The organism is Mesorhizobium sp. M1399, from assembly GCF_040317735.1.
In the GTDB taxonomy this organism is placed as follows: Bacteria; Pseudomonadota; Alphaproteobacteria; order Rhizobiales; family Rhizobiaceae; genus Mesorhizobium.
This window is the reverse complement of record NZ_JAMYKZ010000023.1, coordinates 20,269-38,812: the sequence shown is the minus strand read 5'-3', so window position 1 is coordinate 38,812 and position 18,544 is coordinate 20,269. Positions and strand designations below refer to the sequence as shown.

The following is an 18,544-nucleotide window of genomic DNA, read 5'->3' as shown; positions in this document are numbered from 1 at the left end:
TATTCACATAATAGCGGAATGCGGCCTCCGCCTTTGCCGGCGTGGAGGTGACCTATTCGGTTTCGGGCGAAGAGGCTTCAATCGCCAGCACATCCAGCCCCTCAATCTCCTGCATCATCTTTCCGGCGATACCCTGCAAGTCACCATACATGCCGACGGTCGCCTCGATCACCACTTGGATCTGCGCCTCGCGCTTGACCCACAGGCGTGTTGTGGCCTTGCGTTCCTTGGCGAGATCCTCCTGCATATCGGAGAATTTCTCCACGATCGCCTCAACGCGGTGGCGGAACCGCGGACCGGTCAGATAGCCGTAGACCTGCTCCATTTTGGTGGCCTGGCCGTCCTGGGCGAGACGGGAGTTCGCCAGCTCAATCAGGGATTGCCGAAGCATGATAGCGATCGGGATCGCACATTTGGGATGGGCGACATAGACTCCGTCCACAAGATCGAAGGTTTCCACGCCGGGAGGCAACGCTTCCGAGACCATCAGCGCGATATCCGCTTTCGCGGCTCGTTGATCTCCTCTGAGCTTACCTAGCCAGCCTTGGCTCCAGTTCTTGGTGCGTTTCGATTCCCACAAAATGGCGCCGCATGGCTGGCCGGCCGGCCCGACCACGCGGTGCAGGACATCTCCGCCGAACTCACCCTTGGCAACCGGTTCGATGCTGTCCATCGGGAATCGGCTGGCTATGAGAGACTCCAGCTCAAGCTCGAGGACCTCGCCCTGCAGCTGCTGAGAGCCCTGTTCCGCACGGCGCTTCAGCTCCTCAATCTGACGCTGCATGCCGGCGATCTGCTCTTCTTTTTCCGCGACCTTCATTTTGAGGCCGTCTTCGGCTTCGGACCTCGCCTTTACGCGAACGGCGTCCAATCCTTCCTGGATCTTCCTTTCGATGATCAGCGCCATCTCCCGCTTTTCGTCGTCGAGCGCACGCTGCTTTTTCAGGAATTCCGCCTGTTGCTGCTGGGCCTCGGCGAGCTTTTCGTCGCGCGCCTTCAACGTCGCTTCCAGCTCGGCAAGCTTGTTATCCCTGTCCTCCAGGTCTACCGAAAGCAGTAATTTTGCCTTGCGCGCTTCCTCTACCGCGATTGCGGCACGCTCAAGCTTGATTCGCTCAGCCACCTGGTTGCCGATGTCCTCTTTGGCGGCGTCGATGGCGGCCCGCTCGCGTTTAAGCTCCTCCTCCCGATCTGCCATTGACGCGTTGCTCTGCGCCAAGCGCCGTTCATACTCCTCGCGGGTGGCGGCAATCAGCGGCGCCGCAAGCGACTCGTTGAGCTTGATGTCTGTTTTGCAGCTCGGGCAGCTGATCGTCGGTTCATTGAGAATCCTGGGCTGGACAGTCATTGGCGGGCTGACTCTCTGAGGGCTGATGTAGTCCCAGACTATATATTATCGACCGCTTTTGGAAAAGAACAGATAGTGAACTCTAGTGTTATCCCCAGCGTGCGGACGGAACGGCAATTTCGTCGTCGAATTGAGCAGTCTGCATCGGCTCGAGCCAAACATCCTACGATCGGGGCAAGTTCGATCGCCATGAAGCCAGGGATGGCCTCAGCAAAGGTTCAAAGCCGGATTCTCCCGGATCGCCTTCGAGCCGCGGTTCGACGCGACGGGCCAGACGGTTCACTTCGCCCGCAAACGGAACGGTGAATTAACCGTCTTCTACGAATGACTGTTTCTCTTTTGCGACCTGATCGGCATTCCGCGGGAACGTGACCCGAGAATGAAATCAAACACCGCTTGAGGCTGAGTCGCCTGCAAGGCTGCCGGAATCCTTGCTGCGGCTTCGGCCTGTTCGGCAAGTACTGTGAGTGAGATGCCGAGCGCACGCTCGATGGCGCGATCCGGCGCGTTCATCAACCGACGAAGGAGCGCCGCGGCGCGTCCAGCATGACGCACCGCCGCCGCATGCTTGCCCTCGCGGATCTTCACGCCGGCCGCCGATAACAGGATCAATCCCTTGAAGAGCATCCGAAGCGGAGCGCCTCGATCTGCAACCTGCCAAAGACCTTCCCAAGCCTCATGGGCTTCCCAGTAATAACCATGATTGAAGAGGTCGATACCCCAGAGGAACATGTCCGAGTCAAGTGACGCCTCTTCAGCAATCTGAATTGCTTCCCAGTGATAGCTGTGTCCTGCAGGGTCGCGCACAGGATGCGGCTGCCGGCCGGGAAGATACGCATAGGACGGAAAGCTCTTTTCCGGTAGCCAGCGCGGGCGCAACGTCGAACCAGTAGCCATCAAAGACGAATAGTGTCACTTGGCAATTAATTACGATAGAGGCGATTTGGCCGCGACGGGCGGACCCGCAGGCCGGTCGCCCCTCGTCCGGTACTGCGGACCCCACTTGCGGGTTGTCTCCAGGCAGTCTCATGCGCCTGCGCGTCTGCCGTCCAGCGCAGCTTGAAAAGATGCTCCCAACCGAGCGGCGTCAGACGGCCGGCCTTGTGACTACAGCGCCGACGCACAGCACGGCCGTACCGCGCGGCAACTTCGAGCGGCGAGCTTCCGCTAACGCCCACATTTCTCCGCTATTGCGGCGATGCATTCCTCGAGACGCTCCAGGCGGAATTTCGCAATACGAAGTTCATTCCCGGCTTCGAAACGTCGATGGCGTCCCTGAGGTGTGGTCGCCATGAGGTTGCGCTCCAGTTCGGCAATGTGCGCACGCACCTGTCGGGCATCGTCCTGACGCAATGCCTTGATCCACCCACGCCCGCGCATCAGTCTTCCTGCCAGCACCCCGAAAGTCATGCGGAGTTATGCCACCGAGATCCTAATTTGCGGCAAGCCGAAACACTCGAAATTTAACTTCCGCTAATGCGAAGGAGACGAAACAGTCCGGCAAGATAGTCAAGGAAGCGGACACGATTATCCGAGGCGGCTATCGTCAAGCCAATAAGGCCGAGCCCGAACCGGAAACCGACCGGATATGTGCCCGGAGCGCGTCACGACGCGAAACATCGACCGGGGGATGCGGACGAGACATCCGTGTCCGGTCGAATCCCTTCAAGAGAAAACGCTCGATGCGAAGGTGGCTCAAGCGGTCGCCTTTCGCGGTTGGCTGAACGTATTGTCAGGGCGGGGCAGACCGAAATGGTCTCTTAGCGTTGCCCCATCATAGTCGTGCCGGAAAAGTCCGCGCCTGCGCAAGATCGGCACCACCTCCTCGGCGAACACGTCGAACCCGCCTTGCAAATAGGGCGGCATGACATTGAAGCCGTCCGCGGCACCGTTGTCGAACCATTCCTGGATGTTGTCGGCAATCTGTTCGGGCGTCCCGGCCTGGACCCAATGCCCGCGCGCGCCGGCGAGACGGTGGAGCAACTGGCGGATGGTCGGATTCTCTCGCTCGATGATATCGAGCACGACAAGGAAGCGGCTGCTGGCACCGCGCTCGCCCTCGACACTGATGAGCTCGCGCGGAAATGGCCCATCCAGATCGTAGCTGGAAAGGTCGGCGTCCACGATGCGGCGTAGCTGATCCAGAGAATATTCCGGCTGCGTCAGCTCGTTGAACTCGTCATGCAGTGCGCGGGCTTCAGCCTCGGTTGAACCGATGAAGGGACTGATGCCGGGCAACACCTTGACGTGGTCGGGGTTGCGGCCAACCGACTTCACGCGCGCCTTGATGTCGGCATAAAATTCCCGCGCGTTGCCGAGTGTCTGATGTGCTGTGAATATCGCCTCGGCATAGCGGCTTGCGAACGACCGTCCGTCTTGCGACGAACCCGCCTGGACATAGACCGGCCGCCCCTGCGGCGAGCGCGGAAGCGTGAGCGGTCCCTTCACCCGATGATATTTGCCGATGTGGTTGATTGGGTGAATCTTGTCGGTGTCGGCAAAAATTCCGGACTGCCTGTCCGCGACGAGCGCGTCGTCGTCCCAACTGTCCCAGAGCTTCGTCACCACATCGACGAATTCGCCGGCGCGCTCGTAACGGTCGGCATGGGTTGGATGTCGGTCAAAACCGAAGTTCAACGCTGCCGACGCGTCGCCCGTGGTGACGATGTTCCAACCGGCACGCCCGCCGCTCAGATGATCGACAGAAGCAAACAGCCGGGCCAGGTTGTAGGGTTCGTTGTAGGTGGTCGAGGCGGTCGCGATGAAGCCTATTCTTTCAGTCACCGCGGCGAGCGCCGAAATCCATGTCAGCGGCTCCAGCCTGAAGCGGCTTGCGTAGCGGATGTTGTCGGCGAGTGCTGGCCCATCAGCAAAGAACAGCGCGTCGAACTTGCTCGCCTCGGCCTTTTTCGCCATTTCCTGATAGTAGGCGATGTCCAGCACTCTCTCCGGGGCGGAATCCTTGTAGCGCCAGCCGGCTTCGTGATGGCCGCCGGGATAAATGAAAAGGTTGAGGTTCAACTGTCGTTTTTTCGGCAGGCATACGTTGGTCTCCTGGGTATTGACTGGGCGAGAAGCCTTGAGGGCCTCAGACGGGCAGAGCCGGCGCTGTGTCGACGCCGAGATGACGCAGAAGTTCGGAGCGGATCTCGCCGAACCGGCGATCGCCATGATTGCGGGGTTTGGTGACATTGACAGCGATGTCGGCGGCGATCGCGCCGCTGTCGAGTACCAAGACTCGGTCCGCCAGCATCACGGCTTCATCGACATCATGGGTGACCAGCAGGACGGCCGGCTGGTGACGAGCACACAGCTGGCGCAGCAGATCGCGCATGCGCAGGCGGGTCAAGGCGTCGAGCGCGCCGAACGGCTCATCGGCCAGCAGCAGTTCAGGGTCTCGAACAAGCGAGCGCGCCAATGCCACCCGCTGCTGCTCGCCTCCAGAGAGTTCGACCGGCCAGGCGGTCTCGCGGCCGCTCAGGCCAACCTCTTCGAGAGCTGCGCGTCCGCGTTCTGCGGCGTCCGGCAGGCCGAGGCCAAGAACGACATTCTCCAGCACTCGTTTCCATGGCAACAGCCGCGCATCCTGAAACACCACCGACTTCTTATCGGGTGTTTCCAGTCGGCCGGACCCCGAGACTTTGTCATCGAGATCGGCGAGCGCGCGCAACAATGTACTCTTGCCCGACCCGCTGCGGCCGAGAAGGGCGACGAACTCTCCCTTCTCGATGCCGAGACTGAGGCCGTCGAGGATGGTTCGCGGCCCGAACCTTCTCACAAGGCTCTCGACGTGCACCACGGGCGCGCCACTCAATCCGCCAAAGTGCGACGCCATGACAGGGACCTTTCCTGGAAGAAGCGGACGATGCCGTCGCAGGCGAGACCGAGCAACGCGTAGACGGCAAGACCGACGATGACGATGTCAGTCTGGCCATAGTTGCGTGCAAGATCGATCATGTAGCCGATGCCGCTCGTGGCATTGACCTGTTCGACGACGACCAGCGACAGCCAGGCATAGGTCACTGCGAAACGCAGGCCGAGGAAAAAGCCTGGAAGGGCGCCTGGCAGGATGACCTGGCGGATGAATTCGCCGTAGCCCATTCGCAAGGTCTGGGCCAGTTCAACATATCGGTTGTCTATGCCGCGCAAGCTGCTGTGGGTCTGGACATAGATCGGGATCAGTACGGCCAAGGCGATAGTCGTCACCTTCATGCCCTCGCCAATGCCGAACCAGAGCATCAGCAGCGGGATCAGAGCCAGCGTCGGTATGGCTCGCTTGATCTGAACGGGGCCGTCAATGATCGCCTCGCCCAACCGGGACAACCCTGAAATGAGAGCAAGCACGGTCCCGATCAGGATGCCGAACACCAGACCCTGCGCTGCCCGCCAGGCAGACGTCACGAAATGATCCTGGAGCTTCCCTGTGGCGATGAGATCGATGGCAGTGGCGACAACCGACCAAGGCGCCGGCAGCGTTCGTGGATCGATAAAACCGGCGACGCTGCCGATGGACCAGATCACGAGAAGCAGTGCGGGCCCGATCATCGCGCCAAACGGGATCGCCCGTCCGAGGGCGAGGCGGCGCCTCGTTCCCGCCTTGCGAGCCTGTTCAGCGGGCGCAATCAACCCCCTTTCGTAAGGGATAGGGCGTGCAACTGCGGCGGTATGTGAGATTGCGTTCATCTGCGTCGTCTCCAGTGCTGGGAAGCAGGTCGTCAGGACGCGTTCAGCGCATTTGCGGCGATCGTCTCGAAGCGCCTGTCGAAAAGATCCTCGGCCTGGATACGAGGCTTGTTCAGCTCTTTGGCCAGGAGATCGATCGTCGCTTGCTGGCGCACGATCACATCGTTCCAGTCGGATGGAATGTCAAACCGTCCGTCGGCTTCGACGAGATACTGGCCATCTTCGCTGTTGAGGCCCTGGGTGGCGACGTAGTAGCCCTCGATCCACTCTTTCGGGTGCTGCTCTACCCATCGGGCCGCAAGTGCCCAGTAGCGCACATATTCGCCGAGAGCGGCAGCCTTGGCCGGGTCGTCGAGCACGGCCTGCGGGGCGTAAAGATGGTCTGGATCATCACGCAAGCCGTGCGGGATGGTGGTGGCGCCGTCCGCCCCATACTGGCGCAGATAGCGCTTGACGAGGACGCCCCAGATCGGCGCGACATCGACTTGCTTGCTAGCAAGTGCCACCGGATACGCATCGCCTTTGCTGGGCAGTTCGATGAGATTTACATCCTCCTTGTTCAGGCCGACGGCCTGCAGGACCCTCAGCACCAGCGCGCCTTGCGCCTGACCAGGGCTGAAGGCGATCCGTTTGCCGCGCAAATCCGCGAGCGTCTTGACCTCGACGCCCGGCGCAATGCCGAGTTGATAAATCGGGTGTGAAACCGGATCCCTGCGGAACTTCGCAGCAATGATCTTGACCTTGAGCCCAGTCCAGGTCGCGTGGATGGGCGGAATGTCGGCGACCGATCCGACGTCCAATGCATCGGCGCGAAAAGCTTCGATTGTCTGCGGACCGCCGCTGATGTTGGCCCATTCAACCTTGAAGGGTAGCTGGTCGATCAGACCCGAGAGTTCCAGTGCCCTTTGCGTCTCCGGATCGCCGATACGAAGCACAGTGCCCTCCGGGATTTTGGTCGGCAGTTTACCCGTGTCCGGACTGCCCGCCTCGGTCCTGAAAGCGGAGGAAGACGCGACCAAGGTTACCGCCAAAGCGGCGACCAATGCACCAAACTTCCTTCTCGAAAACTTCACAGCCAACATCATCGTCTCTCTCTCCAATTGATAAGGCCCAAGCTCATCTGATTATGTCTATCAATTTCGTAGACTATAAAGTACCGGATGCTGTTCTTTGCCGCCGGAAGGAAAAGCTGTTCGCCTGCAATGCTCATTTTGGGCACACGTCGTTCACAAAGCTTCGGACTGCGAAGCAGCACCTCGGCGAGGAACATCCCCACCAAAGCTCATCCAGAAGCTTCATGCCTGGACCGTATCGAGCCGATGCCTGGGGGCTGTTGACGACAGAGCTGGCACCGGCGCGCCGACCGGACCCGAGCTTGCAGATCGTGACGGGCGTGAACGCATTGCCGCATAGGACCGCGCACGCTGGTATCACATTGACAGTTCAACTGTGATCATTAGGCGGTCGAGATAAAAATGGCGCCTGTACGACTAGGACACAAATAATGCGGCAGAATCTGACCCGTCGGTGGGGCAGGTTCTTCTGTTCGTCAGTAACGATCGGATAGGGGATCGATTGCACCGACCAGCCAGAGCCGCCAACGCTTGTGCCTCGGAGAGGGGCTGGAGGGAGTTCGTCAGGCCGGTCTGGTGAGAACGCGATCAGCTTCATCGGCGACCGGCGTCTCGCGCATGAAGCTTCACCGCGGACGTTGGTGGAAACGGGAGAGGAGACAGGTCTGACCGAAAAAAACCCGTCGGACGAATCCGACGGGCACTGGAGAGGCAGATTCGGAAGCTCAGGCGGCGAGAACGGCCTTCGGCTCGACCAGGTCGTAACCGAGCGCTTCGGCCACTGCGCGATTCGTGATCTTGCCCTTGTGGACGTTCAGCCCGTTGCGCAGATGGTGGTCGTCTACCAGCGCCTTTATGCCCTTGTCGGCGAGCTGCAGGCCATAATGCAGCGTCGCATTATTGAGCGCGTGGGCCGAGGTGACCGGCACCGCACCCGGCATGTTGGCGACGCAATAGTGGATGACGCCGTCGACCTCATAGGTCGGCTCGGCATGGGTGGTGGCGTGCGAGGTCTCGAAGCAGCCGCCCTGGTCGATGGCGACGTCGACCAGCACGGCGCCTTTCTTCATGCCCGACAGCATTTCGCGCGTCACCAGCTTGGGCGCTGCTGCCCCCGGGATCAGCACGGCGCCGACGACGATGTCAGCCGAAAAACATTCTTCCTCCAGCGCCTCGACGGTCGAGTAGCGGGTGTGGACGCGGCCGCCAAAGATGTCGTCGAGCTGACGCAGGCGCGGGATCGAGCGGTCAATGATGGTGACGTCGGCGCCAAGGCCGGCGGCCATCCGTGCAGCATGCAGGCCGACGACGCCGCCGCCAAGCACGGTGACCTTGCCGGGCAGCACGCCGGGCACGCCGCCAAGCAGCACGCCGCGGCCGCCATTGGCCTTCTGCAGCGCCGTTGCCCCCGCCTGGATCGACAGGCGTCCGGCGACTTCAGACATGGGCGCCAGCAGCGGCAGGCCGCCACGATCGTCGGTCACGGTCTCGTAGGCGATTGCGGTCACGCCGGAGGCCAGCAGGCCCTTGGTCTGCTCCGGATCCGGGGCAAGATGCAGATAGGTATAGAGGATCTGGCCGTCGCGGAGCTGAACCCATTCGTTGGGCTGCGGCTCCTTGACCTTCACGATCATGTCGGACTTGGCAAACACGTCGGCTGCCGTCTTGGCGATCGTGGCGCCGGCGGCGCGATACGCGTTGTCATCGGCGCCGATGCCTGCACCGGCGCCGGTCTCGACCAGCACCTCGTGGCCATGAGCGACATATTCACGGACCGAACCCGGTGTCAGGCCGACGCGGTATTCATGGTTCTTGATTTCCCGGGGGCAACCGACGCGCATCTTTTCTCCTGATCCCGCCCTTTTTGGGCTCACTCCCTGTCTAGTGTAGTGAACCATGAATCGTTGCGCAGGTGTTTGCGAATGCGCTTGCGCGGGATCGCGCGTTCGATAATCGTTGCGAGAAATCGCAGGATTTTCGCACGAGTCACGAAAAATGCCGCTCGACAGGATCGATATCGCCATCCTCGAGGCTTTGCAGAAGGATGGCGGACATCTTGCGATGCGCGGACATAGCGTGGATATCGTGATTGTGGGGCCGCGATTGGATTGATCGAGGCAAAGTCAATTTCGTCCGGCTGCATTCTTTTGGAGCCTCTTGAAAGCAAACAGCTTGCCTTCACGCACGCTGTCTTCAAGTGATCTCGCGTTCGCCAGATGCGCTGCAATCGCGCTGGCCAGCATGCAGCCCGTCCCGCGTATCGATACGGCAAGGCGCGGCATGTCAAAGCGGATTGGTCCTTGATCCAAGCGCAACAGAATATCGGTCGATCGGGGTCCCGCCGCGTGGCCGCCCTTGATCAGCAGGGCCTGTGCGCCGACTGCCAGCAATTTCCGTCCCTGTCTCACCGCATCGCTCTCGTTCGCCGCCGGTTCAGCGCCAACAAGGAGCGCCAGCTCGAAAAGATTGGGTGTGACGAGACGGCAAAACGGCATCAGATCACGTTTCATGGCGGCGATGGCGTCCGTTTCGAGTAGCGCTCGACCTGAAGTGGAGACCAGAACCGGGTCGAGGACTGCCGGCACCTGCGGATTTTCGCGCAGCACGGCGGCAACGCCAGCCACGATCTCAGCGGTTGCGAGCATGCCGATCTTGATGGCCGTCACATTGTTGGCCTGCAGCGCAGCGCGCATCTGATCGGCCACGAGATCGGGCTGAGAAGGATGGACTGCCATGACGGTTTCGTGCGTTTGCACCGTCAGCGCGGTGACAGCCAGGCAGGTGCGCACACCAAGGGAGGAGATCGTCTCGATATCGCGTGCAATTCCAGCCCCACCGCTCGAGTCCGATCCACTGACAAGGAGCACATGCGCTTCTCGCCTCAGCGCCATTTCTCTGTCCTTTCGATCCATTCTCGCGTGCGCGTTTCGGGATCGGCGTTGAGCGTGATGTCGGTCACCACGGCCGCGCTGTCCGCACCAGCCTCAAAGACACTGTCGAGCCGGTCGGGGTTGAGGCCGCCGATGGCGACCAATGGGATCGGCGCTACCCGATGCTTCCATTTGCTGATCCGCTCGAGCCCTTGCGGCGCCCATTTCATGTTCTTGAGGCTAGTGGGATAAATAGGCCCCAGGGCCACATAGTCCGGCTCGGCCGCTAGCGCCGCTTCGAGTTCGGCGTGATCGTGGGTCGAAAGCCCGAGCTTCAATCCGGCGTACTTAATCGCCAGCAGGTCAGCCGCAGCCAAATCCTCTTGGCCGAGATGTACGAAGTCGCAGCCTTCCTCAATGGCGAGCCGCCAATAGTCGTTGACGATCAGTTGGCAACCATGGACCGCGCAGACGCCATTCGCACGGCGGATATCCGTCCGTAGCGTGACCTCGTCCCTATCCTTGATGCGCAGCTGCACCAGCCTGACGCCGAGTGGCACTAGCCGTTCGATCCAGGCAGCGCTGTCGACGATCAGGTAGAAGGGATCGAGCTTCATGAAAAAACTGCTCTGCCGATCGTCGGTGTCGATGGCACGGCGACGTCGCGCGGTTCGAGCATTCCCGAACTGAAAGCCTCACGGCCGGCGTCGACCGCCTTGCCGAACGCACGCGCCATGCCGACCGGATCGGCCGCCCTGGCGACCGCTGTGTTCAGGAGGACGGCGTCAAAGCCGAATTCCATGACGGTGGCCGCGTGCGAAGGTCGTCCCAGCCCCGCATCCACAATCAGCGGGACGCCAGGGAAATGTCCGCGCATCGAGCGCAGCGCTGTGATGTTGACCGGCCCCAGCGCCGAACCGATCGGCGCGCACCATGGCATCAAAACCTTGCAGCCCGCCTCGAGCAGCCGCTCGGCGACGACAAGGTCATCGGTGGTATAAGGGAATACATCAAAACCGTCCTCGCACAGGATGCGCGCGGCTTGGACCAGGCCGAACACGTCCGGCTGCAGCGTGTCGTGATTGCCGATCACTTCGAGCTTGATCCAGCTGGTGCCGAAGACCTCGCGCGCCATTTTCGCGGTCGTGACCGCTTCCTTGACGGAGTGACAGCCAGCAGTGTTGGGCAGGATTCTGACGCCGAGCGAGCGGATCAACGACCAGAATTTTTCGCCAGCCCTGCCGCCTGCCATCTCACGGCGCAGCGAGACGGTCACCACCGAGGTTCCCGACGCCTTGACGGCCTCGGCAAGGATGGCCGGCGAAGGATATTGAGCGGTACCGAGAAGCAGGCGCGACGGAAGCTCGGTTCCATAAAGCTCTAACATGGTCTAACCGCCTTGCATGGGCGAGAGGATTTCGATCCGGTCGCCGTCACTCAACTGGAATTCCGCCCGCTTGGCTTTGTGCACGAGGTCGCTGTTGACCGCCGTCGCCAGCCAATCGCCCTCATAGTCGAGCGCGACAAGCAGTTCGGCCAGCGTGGCGGCGGCAACCTCATGCGCTTCGCCGTTGACCATCAGTTTCATGAGCAAGTTCCTTGGTTGCGTCTTGATTGAAAACGAGGTCGGCAGCCTGGCGCGCCATGGCAGGGGCGAGAAGAAAACCATGGCGATAGAGTCCATTGATCGCGACGGCAGTTCCAAGTGCCTCCACGCGCGGCAGATTGTCGGGAAAGGCTGGACGGATGCCGACACCTGTTTCAACGATCCCGGCCTCGCCAAAAGCCGGGTGGAGGGCATAGGCGGCACCGAGCAGTTCCATCATCGAACGCGCCGTCACCGGTCCGGCGGACTGGCTTTCAACCATAGTCGCGCCGATCATGAACTGCGTGTCGGCACGCGGCACCGCATAAAGCGGAAAGCGCGGATGCAGCAGCCTGACCGGGCGCGACAGCGAGATATCAGGCGTGCGCAGGATCAGCATTTCGCCGCGAACGCCGCGCAGCCTGTCATCGGCTGCTGCGATTCCAGTGCAGTCGATCTGACGATCGAAACCGGAAACAGGCTGGGCGTCGGCGCCGAAGCGGAATTCGACGCCCATGGCCGCGAGCTTGTCATGAAGTGCTACCATCGCCTGGCGCGGGTCGAGATGAGCCTCATCGGGGAAGAGCAATCCGCGCCAGAAGCGGCCGGCGAGGTCGGGTTCCAGGAGCGAAATTTCATTTTCGGCGACCCGCCGATATCCCGACGTGCGGCTGGCGAACCGGTCGAGCTCGCCAGTATCACGCAGCGCGGCCACGACCAACGTTCCGGCACGTATCACCTGACCCGGTAGCACCGCATCCCACCAGTCGGCGGCGTCGCGTCCGAGATCCAGCACCGGCTGCTCGGCGCTTTCACGCTCGCACCATGGCGCGAGCATACCACCGGCGAACCACGACGCATTGCCCTCGATGGCAGGCCTTGTCTCGGCAACGGTGGTCGCCGCGCCGCGTGCGGCGAGTTCGAAGGCGGCGGTGAGGCCGGCGACGCCGGCCCCCTTTATCAGCACCTTCATGATGGCTTACCTGGCTGAGGCGTGAGCGGTGCGCCGATCTCGTCCGCTGGCACGTAGAGATCGCCGCCCTCGCGGTATTTCGCCGCCATCGCCGCCATGCCCTCTTTCTGTGCCTCGGCGCGGATGTCGTGAGAGATACGCATGGAACAGAATTTCGGCCCGCACATCGAGCAGAAATGCGCCAGCTTGTGCGCCTCCTTGGGCAAGGTCTGGTCGTGGAAAGACCGCGCGGTTTCTGGATCAAGCGACAGGTTGAACTGGTCCTCCCATCGGAACTCGAAGCGCGCGCGGGAAAGGGCATCATCCCTGACTTTCGCCGCCGGATGACCCTTCGCCAGGTCGGCGGCGTGCGCTGCGATCTTGTAGGTGATCACGCCGGTCTTGACGTCATCGCGGTCGGGAAGGCCGAGATGCTCCTTGGGCGTGACGTAGCAGAGCATGGCCGTTCCGAACCAGCCGATCATCGCCGCGCCGATGCCGGAAGTGATGTGGTCGTAGCCCGGCGCGATGTCGGTCGTCAGCGGTCCAAGCGTATAGAACGGCGCCTCGCCACAGACGGCGAGCTGCTTGTCCATGTTCGCCTTGATCTTGTGCATCGGCACGTGGCCGGGCCCCTCGATCATCACCTGGCAATCTTTCGCCCAGGCGATCTGCGTCAGCTCGCCGAGCGTTTCCAGCTCGGCGAATTGCGCCGCGTCGTTGGCGTCGGCGATCGAGCCGGGACGAAGGCCGTCGCCGAGCGAGAAGGAGACGTCATAAGCGCGGCAGATGTCGCAGATCTCCGCAAAGTGCTCGTAGAGGAAGCTTTCCCGGTGATGGTGCAGGCACCATTTTGCCATGATCGAGCCGCCGCGCGAGACGATACCCGTGACCCGGTCAACGGTCAGCGGGATGTAATGCAGCCGCACGCCGGCGTGGATCGTGAAATAGTCAACGCCCTGCTCGGCCTGCTCGATCAACGTGTCGCGGTAGACCTCCCAGGTCAGGTCCTCGGCGATGCCACCAACCTTTTCGAGCGCCTGGTAGAGCGGCACCGTGCCGATCGGCACCGGCGAGTTGCGCACGATCCATTCGCGGATGTTGTGGATGTTGCGGCCGGTCGACAGATCCATCACCGTGTCGGCGCCCCAGCGGATCGCCCACACCATCTTTTCGACCTCTTCAGCCATCGACGATGTGACGGCGGAGTTACCGATATTGGCGTTGATCTTGACCAGGAAATTGCGGCCGATGATCATCGGCTCGCTCTCGGGATGGTTGATGTTGGCGGGAATGATTGCGCGCCCGCGCGCCACTTCGTCGCGCACGAATTCCGGCGTGACGAAATCGGGCAGCGTCGCGCCGAAAGGCTCGCCGTCGCGCTGCAGCTTGCCGCTCAAGATCTCACGGCCGAGGTTCTCGCGGATGGCGGCGAACTCCATTTCGGGCGTGATGATGCCGGCGCGCGCATAGGCAAGCTGGGTCACCGCCTTGCCTGCCTTGGCCTTGAGCGGTCGGTGACGAATGGGAAACTCCGGCGTCAGGCGCTCGCCAGTCACAAATCCATTGTCTTCCGGCCGGACATGGCGGCCGTCATAGGCTTCGACATCGCCTCGGGCCATGATCCATTCGTGGCGAAACCTGGCGAGACCCTTTTCGATGCTGGTTTCGACAGTCGGGTCGGTATAGGGGCCGGACGGATCGTAAGCGGTCACCGGCGGCTCGCCTGCCGTCGGATGGACGGAGATTTCGCGCATCGGCACCCTGATCTGCGGGTGAATGCTGCCAGGCTTGTGGATCTTGCGTGAGGCAGGCAGCGGTCCCGTCGAGACGGCGGGGGTGAGGCCATTCATCTTGAGGCTCCTTTGCTTATGCATTGGAGACCCAGTTCTGTGCCGGAAGGATGAAAAGACGCTTCTGTAGACCTGCTCGAAACAGGACCTCGGGCGTGAACTCCCGCAAAGCGCTTGCACCGTCCCTCCGCCAGTATGAACTGGATCAGGTTCAACGGGTCACTGCGCCGCGAAAGCCAGCAGTATCTCAGCCCCTTGCCGGGACTCCCCTGGTGAATGCCTCAGGTTGAACGGGCCGGCGTCGATTTGTCAAGCGCATTTGGGCCGTGCCGACGGCTGGCGGCCAATCAAATCGGGCGGAAGGGCAAGCCATGGGTCGCGGAGAAGTTACCGCGGGGCAGGTGTGGCAAAAGCCGCATTTTCCTCGTCAAACTTGATGTGACATTGACGTCGACGGAACTGCTTGTTCAATGATCTTAAGCCGGCAAATTACTTCGGAGATTTTCACGAAATTCTCGAAAATTACTATAGCAGGTGGCCCGAACGAAGTGCTCCGCAACCGGGAGAGGCCGCCTCGGCCAGGCGCATTCCAGCTACCAGCACTGCGCGGGCTAGACGCCCCTTTTGTTGCCCCACAGCAGAACATGAAGCTGCGGCAGGACGCGCGCCTCAAACCATCTGTCACGGAGTCACCGTTTCCACCAACCATTCCATGCGTTTCATTATGCCGTCCAGGTCAATGAGCGCTTCTTCGTCATAACGGCGCGGCGGTGTGTTGCCGGGCTGCAGATACACAGGCAGTTGCGGATAACGCGCGGCGGCATCCTTGGCATAGGCGTAGTCTCTTTTCGTCGAACACCACGAGCTTGAGCACGATTTGCGGCTTATCCCTCGCCGCCTCGACGCACGCCTCGAACGCAGCCCAATCGGTCGTCATTTCGCTCGATGGCGGCTTTGGGCTTAGAATCAGGGCATCAAGCTCGGCAAACCAGTCCCTGGCCACGGAACCTTGGGTTTCCGACGCAAAGCGGTAGCCGTTCCGATGTCCGTGTTCGATCAACGCGCCGAGCGGCTGGATGGCCCGATTGCCGCCTGATAGCGACACCATTATTGGTCGGCCACCCGAAGCGCATTGACCTCTTGCCGGATCGCGTCTGTGGACATGGTCTTCCATTCATGGCGGAAGCGATTGTCCACGGCATGCAGGCTGTCGCACCAGGAACAGCGATAATCGCATCCGCCCGTTCGAACGAACACCGTCGGCAAGCCGACAAGCATGCCTTCACCATGGATGGTCGGGCCGAAGATCTCGCTCACTTGGATTCCGGGATCCAGCGTGCAGGTCATGGCCGGTATTCCGCCCAGGTTTTCGGTGTCTCGCTCACCCGCACAGCGGAGGTTTCGGGTAGCCTCACCTTGCACCAGTCGTAGAGGGGGGCGATTTCGCAAGGGAGCGTTGCGTTTTTCGTTATCTTCGAATTTGGGACCCCTTGGTTTCCCAATTTTGCGGTCAAAATTTACCTTTTCCGAATTGTTCGGTGCTAGGGGACCAACACGCAGCGACTACTCTAGGGCGGGGGAGTGACAGAGTGATGCAGCGTCTGTCTACCGCAAGGTTCGGTGACCTTCTGGCGGGAGATCTGCGGGCTTTTGGCGGACCCTCGACAATTGAACCGCTTGCCGGCCGAATACGAGCGGAGCAGGTCAGTATCGTGCTTCGCAACACGCCTCTTGGCATGGTTGCGAACATACTCAATGCGGCCACTTTTGTTATGGCGGTTTGGGGCTCGCCCGACCAAACGAAAGCCGTCCTCTGGGCGAGTGTTATCATCGTCGCCGCTGGGTTCGTAGGCCTAAGAGCGAGATCATCGTTTCAGTCAGTCAAACCAAGGTCAGTGTCTCGCCGGACAACGCAAAACCTGGTGCGGAACGCGTTCTTGTTCGGCACCTGGTGGGGAGCACTTCCCGTTCTGTTCTTCAGCGGGGCAACAAGCGCAGCCCAGGTCGTCATTACCTGCCTGAGCGCGGGGATGATCGCAGGCGGTGCCGCTTCTTTTTCCACGATTCCTATTGCGGCCGTCGCGTATACGCTACCGATCTTCCTCGGTTCGGCGGTTGCGATTGTGGGGGCGGGAGACGCGGTCAATCTGCCCGTCGCAATCCTGATAGTGAGTTACGCCATCACGCTGTTTCGTGCAGTGCTTGCCCACGCAGTCGAATTCACCCAACGCTTCATTCTGCAAGCGGAAAGCGAAAGTGCCATTCGCAGGGATGTTCTAACGAGTTTGCCGAACCGGTTCAGCTTCAATGAGCGGTTGGAGAACGCGTTGGTGGACGCAAAGCAGTTTGACCAGCACTTTGCGTTACTTTTGTTCGATCTTAACAATTTCGACGAGGTGAATGACCGCTTTGGCCGACCAATGGCGGATGCCCTTTTGGTCGAAGTGGCTGCGAGACTTCGGAAATCGACGCGGGAGAGCGATAGCATCGCGAGATTGGAGGGGCATGAATTTGCAATAATCGCTACGCGCGATATCAGGCCAGATCAAATCAGGTCCTTAGCCAAACAGATTATAGATGGCATGCGCGCCCCTTTCTTGATCGAAGGACGCGAAATATATTGCAAGGCCTCTCTCGGTATCGCTCGGGCGCCCACGGACGGTTTGGATACCAACCAACTCCTGCGGTGCGTCGACACCGCGCTATACAGGGCTAAGACGCTGGCGGGGTCCATCCAGTTCTTCAGCCCATGCGACGATGAAGCTGCTGCAAGGCGCCATGCCCTTGAACGCGATCTGGCTTCTGCGCTGGCCAATGACCAGCTTTCGCTCGCATTTCAACCCTTTCTCGATCTCGCGATCGATCGCATTCGAGGTTTTGAAGCCCTGCTGCGGTGGCAGCATCCGACCCTTGGCGCGATCCCTCCGTCGGAGTTCATAACCATCGCTGAAGAAACGGGTTTGATTCACTCCATCGGATACTGGGTCATCAAAACGGCTTGTTTGGCGGCTGCGCGCTGGCCGCGCGACTTGCGGGTCTCCGTCAATTTGTCGGTAGTGCAGCTTAAGAACAAGGCCTTGCTGGATGGAATTGAAGTGGCCTTGGCTGAAGCCGGGTTGGAGCCCCGAAGACTGGAGGTCGAGATCACAGAAACTGTGCTGATTTCGAATTTTCAAGAAACGATTTCATTATTACAATCGTTAGTTTCGCTATCCGTCACAGTTGCTCTTGACGATTTTGGCACCGGCTATTCGTCACTCACTTACCTTCGTAAACTGCCTCTTTCGCGGCTCAAGATCGACCGATCTTTTGTCCAAGATATGCTGACTGATGCCGACTGCGGCGCGATTGTAAGATCACTGGTTGAGTTGGCGCACGAGCTTCGAATCGAGGTAACAGCCGAAGGCGTAGAAACTCCCGAACAGCTCGACTTTCTGCGCCGCGTCAGATGCGATGAAGCTCAAGGCTATTTGATCGGGAAACCTGTCCGGATAGACGACATTCCTGGCATTGCTGAGAAGCCGTGTAGTCAGAAGCTAAGTCCTTGAATTGCAGGACTGGCACTTTGGCGGCGATGGTCGGGTTGGGCATGCATGCCGCCTGGCCCCCGCCGGATTCGAACACGCCGAAGCGGCCGCCGAGGATCAACTGGCTGGTCGACCTCGTCTCCGGCTTCCGTTCCGCGCGCTCGGAGATGAACGTGCCGCCGGCGGCGATAGCGCCGCTTGTCGTGGTCGGCGCCAACGATTTGACACGCGAAAGGCTGGTTCGCCAGGACTCGGCGATGAAGCGGCTGGCGCGCGTCGGCGACATCTCGCTCGCCGACGCGGCACCCAAGGGTGTGCTCGACGAGGCGACCATCTGCCTTGCTCTCGGGAGCCTGATCGACGTGTCTGCTGAAAAGGCGCGTCTCGAGAAGGCGATTGCAAACACCGAGCAGGAGACCGCTCGTATTTGCGGCAAGCTTTCGAACGAAAAGTTCGTTGCCAACGCGAAACCGGATGTGGTCGCCGCCGAAGTGAGCGTCTCGGCGAACTGGAGGGACAAAATGCCAGCCTCAAGGTCGCATTGGCCCGGATCTGCGAAGCGGCCTGAGGAAGACTTCAAACTCAGGGCCGGCACGCGGCGATAGTCGCGTGCTGTTGCAGTCGCAGGCTCCGCAAGCAGAAACAAGCACTTTTCCTTAGTTTGTCATGGACAGTTCGACACGGCAGCTTCAATCCTGGAGCAGTCGATATGT

The 18,544-nt window shown here is 60.7% G+C and carries 15 protein-coding genes, 3 pseudogenes and 1 riboswitch; of the genes and pseudogenes, 2 read left to right on the top strand and 16 right to left on the bottom strand.

All coding sequences use genetic code 11. The features are described 5' to 3' along the window. Window positions 1-52: 52 nt before the first annotated feature. The 16 genes and pseudogenes from NKH05_RS28770 to NKH05_RS28695 form a co-directional block, all read right to left on the bottom strand. Window positions 53-1,348, bottom strand: a complete 1,296-nt coding sequence (locus NKH05_RS28770; protein ID WP_353016798.1) for a DUF2130 domain-containing protein — start codon at window positions 1,346-1,348, stop codon at window positions 53-55. A gap of 318 nt (window positions 1,349-1,666) precedes the next feature. After that, window positions 1,667-2,245 carry a DUF309 domain-containing protein gene (locus tag NKH05_RS28765; RefSeq protein WP_353016800.1) on the bottom strand — a complete coding sequence of 193 codons (579 nt, stop codon included), beginning with the start codon at window positions 2,243-2,245 and terminating at the stop codon, window positions 1,667-1,669. A gap of 270 nt (window positions 2,246-2,515) precedes the next feature. Beyond that, window positions 2,516-2,758 (bottom strand): hypothetical protein, encoded by a 243-nt coding sequence (locus NKH05_RS28760; RefSeq protein WP_352707549.1) that lies wholly within the window; start codon window positions 2,756-2,758, stop codon window positions 2,516-2,518. A 285-nt stretch (window positions 2,759-3,043) separates the two neighbouring features. After that, window positions 3,044-4,387, bottom strand: coding sequence for an LLM class flavin-dependent oxidoreductase (locus NKH05_RS28755; RefSeq protein WP_353016842.1), 1,344 nt, complete (start codon window positions 4,385-4,387; stop codon window positions 3,044-3,046). Window positions 4,388-4,436: 49 nt separating this feature from the next. Beyond that, window positions 4,437-5,183, bottom strand: a complete 747-nt coding sequence (locus tag NKH05_RS28750; protein ID WP_353016802.1) for an ABC transporter ATP-binding protein — start codon at window positions 5,181-5,183, stop codon at window positions 4,437-4,439. Further along, window positions 5,159-6,031, bottom strand: a complete 873-nt coding sequence (locus tag NKH05_RS28745) for an ABC transporter permease (RefSeq protein ID WP_352707542.1) — start codon at window positions 6,029-6,031, stop codon at window positions 5,159-5,161. The genes NKH05_RS28750 and NKH05_RS28745 overlap by 25 nt, the downstream gene beginning before the upstream one ends. Before the next feature lie 32 nt (window positions 6,032-6,063). Continuing rightward, window positions 6,064-7,113, bottom strand: coding sequence for an ABC transporter substrate-binding protein (locus tag NKH05_RS28740; RefSeq protein ID WP_502913285.1), 1,050 nt, complete (start codon window positions 7,111-7,113; stop codon window positions 6,064-6,066). Window positions 7,114-7,829: 716 nt separating this feature from the next. Next, complete coding sequence (gene ald / locus NKH05_RS28735; protein WP_353016804.1) at window positions 7,830-8,945, bottom strand: alanine dehydrogenase; 1,116 nt, start codon at window positions 8,943-8,945, stop codon at window positions 7,830-7,832. A 282-nt stretch (window positions 8,946-9,227) separates the two neighbouring features. After that, window positions 9,228-9,995: a hydroxymethylpyrimidine/phosphomethylpyrimidine kinase gene (locus NKH05_RS28730; RefSeq protein WP_353026697.1), complete on the bottom strand. Its 768-nt coding sequence runs from the start codon at window positions 9,993-9,995 to the stop codon at window positions 9,228-9,230. Further along, window positions 9,986-10,591: a thiamine phosphate synthase gene (locus tag NKH05_RS28725; protein ID WP_353026696.1), complete on the bottom strand. Its 606-nt coding sequence runs from the start codon at window positions 10,589-10,591 to the stop codon at window positions 9,986-9,988. Before NKH05_RS28725 ends, NKH05_RS28730 begins: the two co-directional genes overlap by 10 nt. Next, window positions 10,588-11,361: a thiazole synthase gene (locus tag NKH05_RS28720; protein WP_353026695.1), complete on the bottom strand. Its 774-nt coding sequence runs from the start codon at window positions 11,359-11,361 to the stop codon at window positions 10,588-10,590. Before NKH05_RS28720 ends, NKH05_RS28725 begins: the two co-directional genes overlap by 4 nt. A 3-nt stretch (window positions 11,362-11,364) precedes the next feature. Further along, window positions 11,365-11,562, bottom strand: coding sequence for a sulfur carrier protein ThiS (gene thiS, locus NKH05_RS28715; RefSeq protein WP_352707700.1), 198 nt, complete (start codon window positions 11,560-11,562; stop codon window positions 11,365-11,367). Beyond that, the gene (thiO, locus tag NKH05_RS28710; RefSeq protein WP_353026694.1) at window positions 11,531-12,532 is read right to left on the bottom strand and encodes a glycine oxidase ThiO; all 1,002 of its coding nucleotides are present in this window, start codon (window positions 12,530-12,532) and stop codon (window positions 11,531-11,533) included. Before thiO ends, thiS begins: the two co-directional genes overlap by 32 nt. Then, entirely contained in the window at window positions 12,529-14,364 is a 1,836-nt protein-coding gene (thiC, locus tag NKH05_RS28705) for a phosphomethylpyrimidine synthase ThiC (protein WP_353026693.1), read from the bottom strand. Before thiC ends, thiO begins: the two co-directional genes overlap by 4 nt. 104 nt (window positions 14,365-14,468) lie before the next feature. Continuing rightward, window positions 14,469-14,585: riboswitch (TPP riboswitch) on the bottom strand. A 330-nt stretch (window positions 14,586-14,915) separates the two neighbouring features. Beyond that, window positions 14,916-15,651: pseudogene (gene queE, locus NKH05_RS28700) on the bottom strand (7-carboxy-7-deazaguanine synthase QueE). After that, window positions 15,648-15,734: pseudogene (locus NKH05_RS28695) on the bottom strand (6-carboxytetrahydropterin synthase QueD); the annotation flags it as partial. The pseudogenes NKH05_RS28695 and queE, both read right to left, overlap by 4 nt. 162 nt (window positions 15,735-15,896) lie before the next feature. Between NKH05_RS28695 and NKH05_RS28690 the strand changes: the two are divergent. Continuing rightward, window positions 15,897-17,852, top strand: a complete 1,956-nt coding sequence (locus tag NKH05_RS28690) for a putative bifunctional diguanylate cyclase/phosphodiesterase (RefSeq protein ID WP_353016847.1) — start codon at window positions 15,897-15,899, stop codon at window positions 17,850-17,852. Between the two features lie 44 nt (window positions 17,853-17,896). Beyond that, window positions 17,897-18,399, top strand: a pseudogene (locus tag NKH05_RS28685) (valine--tRNA ligase); the annotation flags it as partial. Between the last annotated feature and the right edge of the window lie 145 nt (window positions 18,400-18,544).